7 protein-coding genes are annotated in these 12335 nt (G+C 45.5%); 6 read left to right on the top strand and 1 reads right to left on the bottom strand.

From position 1 onward, the window contains the following. From AC6CHU_RS04180 to AC6CHU_RS04195, 4 genes are all read left to right on the top strand, one after another. A partial coding sequence (locus AC6CHU_RS04180; RefSeq protein ID WP_498120135.1) for a discoidin domain-containing protein occupies positions 1-1906 on the top strand: 1906 nt, incomplete at its 5' end. A gap of 12 nt (positions 1907-1918) precedes the next feature. Beyond that, complete coding sequence (locus AC6CHU_RS04185) at positions 1919-2986, top strand: discoidin domain-containing protein (RefSeq protein WP_498120137.1); 1068 nt, start codon at positions 1919-1921, stop codon at positions 2984-2986. Between the two features lie 13 nt (positions 2987-2999). Further along, on the top strand, positions 3000-3446 hold the full coding sequence (locus tag AC6CHU_RS04190; RefSeq protein WP_498120139.1) for a hypothetical protein: 447 nt from the start codon (positions 3000-3002) through the stop codon (positions 3444-3446). A gap of 103 nt (positions 3447-3549) precedes the next feature. Further along, complete coding sequence (locus AC6CHU_RS04195; protein ID WP_498120141.1) at positions 3550-4176, top strand: fibronectin type III domain-containing protein; 627 nt, start codon at positions 3550-3552, stop codon at positions 4174-4176. A 195-nt stretch (positions 4177-4371) separates the two neighbouring features. Here AC6CHU_RS04195 and AC6CHU_RS04200 read toward each other — a convergent pair whose 3' ends face one another. Continuing rightward, on the bottom strand, positions 4372-4638 hold the full coding sequence (locus tag AC6CHU_RS04200; RefSeq protein ID WP_498120143.1) for a hypothetical protein: 267 nt from the start codon (positions 4636-4638) through the stop codon (positions 4372-4374). Between AC6CHU_RS04200 and AC6CHU_RS04205 the strand changes: the two genes are divergently transcribed. Together AC6CHU_RS04205 and AC6CHU_RS04210 are read left to right on the top strand one after the other, a co-directional pair. Continuing rightward, entirely contained in the window at positions 4630-5736 is a 1107-nt protein-coding gene (locus tag AC6CHU_RS04205) for a low copy number virion structural protein (RefSeq protein ID WP_498120145.1), read from the top strand. The genes AC6CHU_RS04200 and AC6CHU_RS04205 overlap by 9 nt on opposite strands. An 11-nt stretch (positions 5737-5747) precedes the next feature. Further along, on the top strand, positions 5748-12299 hold the full coding sequence (locus AC6CHU_RS04210; protein ID WP_498120147.1) for a PA14 domain-containing protein: 6552 nt from the start codon (positions 5748-5750) through the stop codon (positions 12297-12299). Positions 12300-12335 lie beyond the last annotated feature (36 nt).

Raw genomic sequence — 12335 nt, forward strand, 5'->3', positions numbered from 1 at the left:
CGTGAAGTCTATTTCTTGTGGATACAACCACACCCTCTTCCTTATGGAAGATGGCTCTGTCAAAGGCACGGGGTATAACGGCTGGGGACAACTTGGACTTGGGCATACGAATAATCCTGTCACCGCTATCACAACCATTCCAATATCCAATGTAGAAGAAATCATGGATGCTGTGACGAAGATGGAGGAGGCGGGAGTACAGAATAAATACCTCTTCCAAGATGGAGAAGAGATTAAGAAGTATATTGTTGGCTCTGACGGAACTGACTTAGTGCCTAAAATGACCGCTGCTACTACAGGTGGAGTTACAGTAACAGCGAGTAGCGTGCAATCTGGTTATCCCGGATGGTTTGCCTTCGACGACAATGCAACAAGCAGTGCATATGGATGGAACAGTAATACTCTCTCAAATGAATGGTTAAAAGTAGCATTCCCTTCACCTGTTGTTGTAAATAAATATTGGTTGTCTTCATACGGAGCCAATTCACCTAAAGATTGGAGGATTGAAGCTTCAACTACTGGGGAATTTGCTGGTGAGCAAACAAAACTGCATGAGGTAACAGGCGAAGGAACGGTTTCAGGGGAATGGGATAAAGAGTTTTCGTTTGTTAATGAAACTTCCTTTAGCTTTTATAGGATTCTGATTTCTAGTACAAGTGGAACTAAAGTGCTTATAAAAGAAATGTCCCTATTTAATAGTATCACAGATCACTGGCAGACTATAGGCACCGTTCCTGCCACCAAAGAAATGTTCGACACCCACGGCATGACAGACCTATCCCTTATCACCAATGAAGCCATTCAAGGATTAGTGGCAGAGTCACCAGAGTTATTGTGCTGGACGGATGAAGAAGGAGATACTGTTTCACGCACCACTAACCTAACAGCGAACCCACACCCTCAACTCCTTCTCCCTATAGGAGATATAGAGGTAGGAGAAGTGGAGAGTATGAAGGTGGATGCTATAAGCATGCAAGGATATTCTGATAATATTATACCTGAATTGACAGATTCTATGGATAAAACAATCTACGAATTCTCTGGCAGTGCTGGCTATGCAGCAAGTGATCTACCGTGGAAATTGTTTGACCGAAATGTTACTTCACGTTTTTATGTGAAGGGCGCATCACTTTGGTTTTCGATGAAGCTCCCTAAGCTATCTCAAATCGGAAAATATACACTCAATAGTGGAAATATGTCATCATCAGCAACTTTAAAGTCTTGGACGATCTATGGAAGTAACGATTCGATTAATTGGGATATTATTGACATCAAAACAAATCAGCCAAGCTTTGCTGCAAGTGAGAGAAGGGAGTTTTTTGTCCCTAAAGAGAATATTAAATTCTATCAGTATATTAAATTAGAAGCAGTTCCTCAGAGCGGAGACTATGTAGGGCTTACTGAAATCGAACTAATGGAAGTCTTGCCAGGAAAGACTGATATAAAAGTCATCGCAAGCCCAGACAGCGGCCAAACCTGGAAAAGTAAATCCACTATTGACCCGGCCGATCTGACAAGCGTGAAAGCAAATGGCTTTACACCAGCCGAATTCAATAATCTTACCAAAGAAGATTTAGCTGTCTTGTTCCCGGATGGTAAAGCACGATTCGCTTTCTATTTGGAACAAGAGAAGTCTACTGATATCGTGGAAGTGCACTCTCTCAAGATTAATGAAAAGCAATACACGATGACCCCATCATTTGAAAGTGCATCAGTCATGTATGAGATGCTGAAGACAGAACAGCCGAAAGTCTTTGTTTCCCGAAATGATGGAACTGACTGGACCGAGATCGAACCGGACAAGCTTATCAGTCTTTCTTCTCTTCCGGAAGGCAGCCAGCTGCGGGTGAAGTTCGAACTGGCATCTGGTCAGGAAATACACGCCTACTCTTACAGTTGGGTATAAGGAGGCAACACCATGGATATTATTTCATATGGCCTGGCGAGTAAGATCGCCAAGCAGGAAAAAGACACACGAGAAAATGTATTAGCTGCCGGGGTTGAGGGGTCACACCCTCACGTCCGGGGACGCATTGACAAACTGGAAGAAGGCCTTCAGGGAGTGGTGGAGCAGGCGGATAAGTTAATCATTCAGGATGCCGTCAACATCATGAAGGCGAATGCGAAGCTGAATGCGATTGCGAAGACCACGAAGTATAAGATGCATAATATGGTGTTTGATGATCTTCTGGATCTTAGTGGGATTGATACTACTAAGAGCAGTGGGTATACACATGATGCATCTGAGGGAACGATTACTGCAGGTGCAAACTGTATGGTAGAAACGAAAGAGGAAGTCACAGAAGCAGTTCCTAATAGGATTGTTTTAGCAGTGGAAGAAGTTAAGGATACTCTGTTCTCTAAAAATGTAATTTCGCCTATGGTAAGTAATACTTCCCCCTCTCCACAAGTAGTAAAAAATAGTTCAAATACCGATGCAGGTGGGAATGGATATACCTTATTTGGTCATGCAGGAAGATGGTATGCCTCTTCTCAAGCTGGTTGGGTTAGTTTAGATTTTGGTGTTAATAATCAAAAATTAATAAGAAAATATGTGATGGCAGCCTACTCTTCAGATATGACACATTCTCCTAAAAGTTGGACTTTTGAAGGGAGCAATGACGAATCAAATTGGGTGGTTCTTGATTCTCAAACAAACCAATCAGGATGGAAGGCTAATGAAAAACGAGAATTTACATTTATTAATTCTTTAGCTTTCAGATATTATCGATTAAATGTTTCTTCTACATCAAGCGGAAGCAGGATAATGTTAGGAGAGCTTGAAATGATGACAGCATTAGGAGCCTCAAACGATATAAGTAAATATTATATTTCTCGTAACAATGGTTCTATCTGGGAACCAATTAAGCCAGATACTCTATTCAATTTCAGAGATTCAATTAGTCCAGCAGATAACAAGCTTCGCCTAAAAGCAGAGCTTCCTAGCGGAACCAAACTATTAAACTACTCGCTCACTTGGGCATAAGGAGGAACCAATCATGGCAAGAGAACGCATTAGCTTAGTACCCGAAGAAGTAAAGAAAGAAGTTACACTAGAGTCCAAGATCCGTTCAGGTGAAATCAATGCGGAGAACTTTGCCTCCCTGACAGTGGAAGAGCAATCACAGGTCAACAGCCTCCTGTTTAAAATGGCTTCATCCAAGATTGATCCGAACCAGGGAGCATCCGCTTTGGAGTTTATCCTCTTTGGCTTCATTCGCATTATGAACAAAAAGGTAAACGGCCTGGCATTAACAGAGGATGAAAAGAACATCGAAGCATCCCTTGACCGGATCACAAGCATGCATGAGATGACCAACCCAGAAGTGGCCAAAGAAGACTGGCTGTTCGATTACATGCAGTATGCGGAAGTGAAATCAGCTGCATTTTTGCAAAACCGGAAGGAACACATTGAGAGAAAGACTCAGGTGACAGGAAAAGCGTAATGCCTTTCCTAAATCAAGTTTGAGTAAATGAGGACCCTCACTGTAAACTATTAGAATAGGGGTCCTATCTGATGATTCCTTCAATTGAAAAGGAGTGAATATAATGCCACGTTTAGAGTCATTGTTTTCTCAAGAAGTATCTGCTATGGCAAGTGACGTGTTGGCACCAGCACAGGTAACGGGTCTTTCCCACTTGGTGGAGCAAGGGAAAGTTATCCTGAGCTGGAATGCCGTTGCGACGAACAACGATGGATCAGATCTTCTTGACCTGGCTGGCTACCGCATCTTCCGCAAGAAGAATGCAGAAGATGAACTGGTGGAAATCGGAACAGTCACTGAGGAAGTGACTTCATTCGAAGATACTTCCATGAAGGATGGCGCATCTTATTTCTATGCAGTTGCTGCGTTTGACGATGAGCCAGAACCGCAAGAAGGCTTGAAGTCTGCGGAGCTTGCTGTAAGCACAATCCCATCTATCCCAGTTGGACTGGTTTCCGCTGCGTTCGACAGCAAGATTGTTCTTGACTGGTCTTCAGTGAAAGATGCATCAGATCCAGAACTGAACGAAAACCTAGCAGGATACAATGTGTACCGTTCATTAACTAGCGGAACTGGCTATGTGAGCATCGGCAGCACGACAGCGGGTGTAGAAACATTCGAAGACACAAGCGTTGAAAACGACACAACTTACCACTATGTCATCACAGCGTTTGACAATTCTCCTGAATAAAACTTTCAGAAACAGGCACTCAGAGATCTATACTCTGGGTGCTTTGTTTATGTTATACTGTTCTATATGTAATGCATTACGAGAGAGGAGGCGTAAACCATGGCCTTCGTGATCAACCATGAGGACCTCTACATTGAAAGTGGACAGTCCTTGAGTTGGAAGCAATCGTTTGATGATACACTCAATTATGAAAACCTATATATCAATGCAGCAGACTATAAGGATTACCGGCCCACCCGGCTGCAGTTCCATTTGACTTCTGGAACCTCCCGGCAAACGATCAAGATGCGAATCCACTACCGAAACCGTCTGAGTCGGATCCAGGCGAAGCAAGCAATTATCTGTCAGTATGATCCCGCTCGCACCCAGTGGGTGATCGTTCCTCATGAACGGGACGAAGATAAAGGCACCTTGAACTTTACGGCGTCCTCCATCGGCAGCTTCTGCGTGTTTGTGAACCACTATTGGTATTCCAGCTTAACGCAGCGCCTGGCAGACGAATACCCGACTTGGACACAGATCCGCCAGTCACCGGGCAGCACCGGGCAAAAGTTCCTCAATTACTTTGCGATGGAACTTGAGACCATTCAGGACTACCTGGAGTGGATCCGGGAACAAAAGTATATGGGGACCGCTGACGTACACACCTATGACTGGGTGAAGATGTATAAAGTTCCGGACATAAAGCCAACGGATTCCGTTGCACTTCATCGTATTTTCGGCTCCGGTAGCTTAGTGGAGATACCAGTTTTAGAGAGCCTGAAAGAATTTTTCTTCAATGATCAAAACCACGGGGGCATTATTGATTACCAGGAAGGCCGGCTCTACTGCGCAAAGCCTTATGGGGATCTGAAGCTTACCATCCTGCGAGAGGAAGCAGTTCAAGAATACGTGTTGAGCCCGATGGACTATCATATCTGGAATGCTTTCGATGAGTTTGGCATGATAGTGGGCGTCAAGCGTCTGCATCTTGAGTCAAACGAAGATTTAAAGGAACGCATATTGGATGTGTTTCGATACTCATCCGGCACGCATGATATCGGTCTCACCCATGGGATTGCAAGAGAGCTTTCACTGGTGGAAAGGAAAGACCGATTTGGGAAGAAGCTGATATGGGAAGATGACCGAAAAGACTTCTACTTGAAAAACACTACAGGCAAGGTCATCGACACCCGGACCCTTCGAGTGGACAATCAGCCCTTATCTGCCCAGCAGTTCACCGTGGATGCAGCAGGTGGGATTCGAATATATGCCCGCAATGAGATGAAGAAGCATGAGATCAGTTTTATCTGTGGAATTGAAAAGTATCAGCTCTACGATAGGTCTGATGAGACACTTCATAAAATGCTCTTTGAAGAGGATGGACAAGCCACGCCTACTCTTCTGAATTGGGTGGAGTATATCAACACGGTGGCGCCTGTGATGTGGGATCGCTTCAACTGGGATGAAGGATTCTGGGATACGATTGATAAGAAGCTAACCGGACTGGGCTATGTCCCAAACACTTGGGATTCTGATATCGAAGTATGGAAAGATTATGCATTTGACTCTGAAAGATAGGAGGCCAGCTAATGAGTAAGAAAAGGAAGCGGAATGCCATTCATTCCGGGATCGGGGATCATGATGATCTGTTCGTCAAGCAGCCAGCTGTTGAAGACGCAGCAGAGGACTTCCGCTATGCCGCCCGATTGCGTGGAAAAAAACGACATAGCACCATGATCTATCCAGAAGTCCCTTTTGAGTATGGCATCAGCTATGCAGGGCAGACTCTTGAAGTCGATAACGAAAAAGAATATGAGTATGGCATAAATGCACATCCAGGGAAACAGATTGCCTATCGAATTGAACAGACAAAGGAGCTTCCGGTACAGCGCATGTGGGAAGCGAAGGCATGTTTTGAGGCGGAAGTCATGCGGATGAATATGAAGTATGCCTTTAAGTGGAAAGGGAAGAAGGCTGTGCAGAAACGGAACACAGTGGATTATGCTGTGAACTGGTCTGCCACTGTCACGAGTAAAGCGATATCAGATGCCAGAAGCTTCTTCACTTCACAGAATGGCCAGTTCATCGGCTATGGAGATGCCACCACCTGGAAGAAACATAGCTCTGGCTATGTATATGATTACTCCAACGTGGGCCGGTTCTCAGGAATCATCGCCAAGCAGTACTATAACCTGCAAAACTATGAAGCTGAATTTGATTTTAAAACAGTCCTCGCCACCAATGACCAGCATGTGGGCGGACGAGACGATGATATTGTCGGCTTGATCTTCAAAGCCAAAGACAACCGGAACTTCTATATGATGCTGTGGGAGAGAAACGACCGGGTGAAAGCGTCCTGGCGTGCACCGGATAACCTGGATGGATTTAATATGATATCCAGCGGGGAAGCAGCCTGGGAAACGAGAGTAGAAAATGATGGATGTAAATCATCGAGCTCCATGTCTCAAAGTGCCTGGACTAACTACATCAATAATCGAGGATGGCGTTTGAAGCATCGACGTATCTATAAAGTAACGAACGGCATCATGAGAAGGGTAGACACGACGCCTAGCTCCGGTAAAGCCGGATATGATTCTTCTGTCAAAGACCTTGGAAACGGAAAAGGCTGGGATCTCAATGAGATGCACAGTTTAAGAGTCCATTCCGTTGGAAAAGAAGTTCAGATTTATGTGCGGGATAGCGGCAAATGGTCGAAGATCTTTGACTTCGAAACGGATTGGGCCAACGGTTCTTTTGGGCTTGTCAACGTTTCGCAGGCCGTTCAGTTTCATAAGATCTCCGTACAAGAAAAAAACCTGATCCAAGGACGCATTCCTGAAACCGGCTGGCATTCAAGCACGCAGGCATCCAAAACACTTGGCAAAGGCTACAACTATTGCATTAATAGCGCCAAAAAGGAAGCGAACAAACTGAAGGTATCCGTGCCTTCGGTCAACAGCAACTCCATCGAGTTCAGGACCATTCGAGGAAGTGTAAAGGACTCGAGCAAAGGATCCATTACCAATCCGATTGGAATAAACTCTTCTATCGTAGTGAAGGCTGGCACCCATACGGTGCAGCAGGATATCAGCGGCAGGGTGCCGTCATCTGGATGGTATTCCTTTGATGGTGTGGGGTCTTATCTCCATGCAAAAGTCGGAAAGGATTACATCAAAAGCAAAAGCAGCACGGCACGTCCAAGCACTGTAACCATCACGTCCATTGCAGGGGAAGTGTACAAGGATCCGAAGATTACATGGACTGCGACTGGAATCGTCATTGCATCCGTGAATGGGCAGCTGATTGCCAAGAGCAATAATCCGGCAGACGTTGGGAAAAAGTACAGCAAGTGCTATGTGCGATGCGGAGTGGTCGAGGTCACACCGGATCATCGGGATTACCGGACAGGCCTTCTGGTTTTTGATGATATCGCTAAAGTCTTTAAGGAAGATTACAAAGCCTTCTTTAGCCGACCGGATTACATCAATAAGAAAGCCACTTATGAGCTGCTGTATCCTGTGAAGAAGCCGCCGCCGAAGCCACCTGTGGATGACAAGCCGGAATCCTCAGCCTGTTTGCCGGAGCCGCCAAAGCCTCCAGAGGAAGAAGAAGAGATCATCCAATGCTGGGACGATTTTGATTTTGACGGAAAGAAACTGGTCATGTGGAGCTGCAAGTTCCCAATCGAAAAGACGGAAAAATTATTTGAAGACCAGGTGTTTGCCTACAGAGGATGGGTGACATTCAATCCATTGGCTTCTTTTAATCCAAACAAATGGACCTGGTATAACCTGATGCCGATTGAAGCGACCATCGATCCCCTATACGATGAAATCAAATGGGCTGGCCGAAATGATTATAACCATGCACCTGTAGGAACAAAAGTGATCATTCGCACGAAAGAATGGTATAAGGCTATCTACCCTGCGGACATTGTAAACAAGGGACTCGTCCACAGCGATGTGAATGTGATCTCTGAGATTCCTCCGGCACCGGAGCACTTCTGGCATCCAGAAGCAACCGACCGGGAAGATGTGAAGAAGCGCATGCCAGACCATTTTGACGTGGTTCATTATCTCCTGGATGCATGGGAGAATCACCCGGATGTGGTTATGTGGTTTGAAAGCAATCCGACACTCACGACAGATTCAGCTGACAAAAGACCCGAAGCCTTGGCTCAAGAGGGAAGAATCGGTATGCCGATTGTACTGACATCTAATGACACTGACCGTGTAGTGATTCATTGCAAAGAAGATCCACGCCACCTTCCATGGACTTCCGGCAAGTACATTGGCTATGGGAAAGTAAACGGTAAACGTCCATTCTTTGGTGATGGAGCAGGCAAAGCGGACATGGTGAATGTCTCAACAGAAGTCGTTTTCTTCCCGGATAACCTGGTCAAAGAAACACTCAGAGGACCGTACATTGATATCTACGATAAAGACTATCCAAGTACACCGAGAGTTCATTATCGCCTGCATACGAATAACACCCTGATTGATTTTCATTCTGAACACATGGATGCTCACATCTGGTATTCAGATTGGTATTCAAAGTGGGTGGAAGAACAAACCGTTTACCAGGCAACGATGCTGGATGTAGCCGAAATCGAAGCGCCTCTGAACTTAGATCCGATGGATTCCAATGTGAGTGAGGACTACGATCCGGATCATACCATCATTGAACGCATTGAAGTGTCCGGCGACAATCCATTTGTGAAGCTCTGGGTCGAAGAAGACAAAGGCATTCATAGCGGACTGATGGGAACCTACTATCGCTTCCCATTGACCTCAACGGTTTATGAGGAAGAATTCCAAGTAGTCGGTGATTACCAAGAATGGAAGCAGCACTATGAGATTAAGCCTTACATGGATCGAATGGAAATACCGGTTAAGTCGGAACTTCCATATGAGCTGCTAAACATCACCATCGATGGTCAGCCGATTCCAGAGAGTTCAACAAATGGATGGAAACTGGATGGAGATATCCTTGTTCTAAAAGGTTCAGGGATTATACCTGGTACCTTAGAGATCCACTTCAGCACAGGACATGTTCAAAATGTCTTCAGGCTGAATAAAGATGTCGGTGATAAGGTGGAGCTTTATCTGAATGGAGAGCTCTTAGAGTCATCAAGCTACTTCATTCACAACCGGGAGCTAACGATTGACAAAGACCTGCTGTCACTGCATGACTGGGTAAACCTGCAGTCGTACAAGGTGAACGATCTATTTGATCCAACAAAGCGGAACTACTTGGGTGAGAAGCAATACACGCAGCTGGACTTTCAAGAAGACATTCCAAGTGTCCCGGCTAATCCTAACTATAATGATCGTTATTATGAAGGATCCTTCTGTTTCAACTGGGGATACGAAGCACCTGATAAGATGCTTCCGCAAGAAGCAGCGGCCGCAAGTTTCCGTCCTGCCTATTGGTACCCGAGCCAAGTAAACTTTGGATTTAATGTGGATATGGAAGTCGTCTATCCCATCGGAAGTCCTGTCGATATCTCCAATTTCACAGGTGAATGGAAGCAGTGGGATGTAGATCCTATCCTGGCTCCAAGCGGATTAGATGGTCCTGGTGACTGGCATGGACCGCCAGAGCCTGGCTTCCCGGAAGTGACCAACCTGCGAAATCAATCCTATCACTCGGGCTGGTACAATCCCGTGCACAAGGACTTGACGGATTACGTATTTAAATTTAAAGTGCAGGCCCGCAAAGGGGACGACGACATGTACGGGGCCATCTTTAAGTTTGATCCCGTCACACAAAACTTCTACTCGTTTGAGTGGGATGCCTACTGGTCGATCGACTCTGGAGGAACTGGCGTCAAAGGAATGGCAATCTATAAAATGACCTGTAAGAATCCTGCTGATGCCGGGAAGGCAAAATTGACGTATACCCGAAAGATGCTTGCACATGCGGATATATCTTGGGGAGCTGGCAAGGCTGAGATTCATGAGATCAAAGTCAGCACGATAGGGAATGCGATTAAGGTATGGACGGATGATCAGCTGCGATTTGATATCGTGGACAATGACAATCCATATCTGAAAGGAGCCTGGGGTCCTGTGACGGTCTCACAGCCTGACACGTATTTCTGGGATTTCTGGCTGCAGACCTATAAGCGGGCAACAGTAAAAGAAGAGCCGACTTTCAGAAAGCCATATGAGCTGACAGTCGAACGTCCGGCAGCTGGAGAGAAGTCCATGATTGAAATGGAACTGGATGCAAAGAACATGCAGCAAACCTTCATCCAAGTACTGAATACCTTTCTTGGAAAGATCAAGATGCCGCTCACGGAGATCCTTTCGGTGGAGTATTTCATCTCAGAGGATAAGAGCGAACACCCCGTGTATTTTAAGCCAGGGGAAGAAACCTTTACCGTCAAGGGTGAATCAAAGCTCTATGCCAGCGTAAGAGGACAGAATCCTCCGTCAGAAGATCCTGTGGAGTTTCCTGTAGACACACCAGCCAAGCCAACCATTCCAAAGCTGGAACCGCCAACCAAACCGAATCCGAAAGATGGATTCACGATTTCCTGGAACGGCTATATCTATGCAGCCGAGTCAGGCGTGTACCGGTTTAGAGCGACAGTCAATGACGGATTTAGACTTTGGATAAAGAACACAGAGATCATTAGAGAATGGCATGTTGCCGGTGAGCCTGATTATTTCCCGACCTATGAAGGCAGCATCTACCTTGAAGGCGGAAAGTGGCATCCGATCACAGCCAACTATTTTGACAGTGTGGGGCAGGCATTGGTTCGACTGCATTGGTCTCAGCCAGGCAAAGCCTTTAAACGGATTGCTCCTGCTTATCTGACACCATATCTAGGCTACAAGCTGTTTGCACAGGTCAAGAAAGCACGGCCGCTTCCATGGCATCCAATGGTGCATAACGGATACTACTATCATGAGGATCAAGAAAAGTATCTGTATGCCAAGAAGCAAGTGTTCAAAAGAACTCCTAATTCCTTCCATGAAATCAGTCTGACACCAAGGCCGCAGCAAGGAAGTGCCATCATTGTCCGTGACAATGAAGGAAACAATCTCAGGAAGGTAACGTTCTACGATGACGCTTGGAATCTGACGTTAGAAAACAAAGAGACGTTCAACGGAAATGGGTATGCCAAGTACTTCTTGAACTACAAAGGCATTGACAAGGCAACCCTTAAAGTGAAGCTCAATGGCCGTACTCTGATGAATGCGGACTATCTATTCAATGAAGAGGAATCTTCGATTGAGTTTATGGAACATATCGGCATCAAAGAAACGATAGAAGTACGATACAAACTTCTGTATAGTTATCTTCTTGATATGAACCCGTATGTGACCGACGGCTTGGTGGACCGGGATGCAGCCAAGATCCTGCTGCACTCCAATTACGATCCGGCCAAAATGAAAAACATGGAGATTCTCTATGAGGCAGCGGACGAGACACCCTATTACCGGGCTAAGGAAGTAACCCTTAATCCACTGCTGAATCATCTGCACTCAGGGTTCCTGTATATCACGGAGAAAGAAGAGCAGGACGTGAAGGACTTCAAGCTCACCCTGTCGGAGAAAACTCTATTAAATTCAGGATTGGAAAAGGTTCTATTGACGGTTAAAGCGATGGATCAATTTGAAAATCCTACACCTAACAAGCTGGTTAAAATATACAGGAATGATATACTAATAGATGAAAGCTTAACCAATGAAGCAGGGGAAGTATATCTGTATGATCAGCCGACTGTTCCAACTGAGTTGATTTCCACTTACCGAGCTGAATGTGAAGGTATTACAAAAGAAGCTCTCTTGAACTACTATGTAGAAGATCGAAGTGAACGTTATGCTCTTGAAGTAAACGCTCAGAAGCTATCGATCTTTGGCGGAACCAGTGATGAAGCTGTGGTGAAAGTAACACTCCGAGATTCTAACTGGAATCCTGCCGGTGCCGGGCGCACGATCAAGGTAGAAAAAAGAGACAGCTACGGAAAGAAAACCACTGCGAATCTGATCACAGATTCCTTTGGACAGGTGGCCATCAAGGTCTCCGGACTTCAAGAAAGACATGGCAACATCATGCTGAAGGTTTCCCATGACATGAATGTTGAACATGCAGCAAACTATGTACACCTTAAAGTCATTGGGGGGTAATCCCCCTCTGGCTTTTCTTAAGAAAAGGGGGCCATA

This window comes from Cytobacillus sp. GQ23 (assembly GCF_059758675.1).

Coding starts and splice junctions, on each gene's coding strand:
- AC6CHU_RS04195 (WP_498120141.1), top strand. CDS start 3,550: ATGCCACGTTTAGAGTCATTGTTTTCTCAAGAAGTATCTGCTATGGCA.
- AC6CHU_RS04190 (WP_498120139.1), top strand. CDS start 3,000: ATGGCAAGAGAACGCATTAGCTTAGTACCCGAAGAAGTAAAGAAAGAA.
- AC6CHU_RS04210 (WP_498120147.1), top strand. CDS start 5,748: ATGAGTAAGAAAAGGAAGCGGAATGCCATTCATTCCGGGATCGGGGAT.
- AC6CHU_RS04185 (WP_498120137.1), top strand. CDS start 1,919: ATGGATATTATTTCATATGGCCTGGCGAGTAAGATCGCCAAGCAGGAA.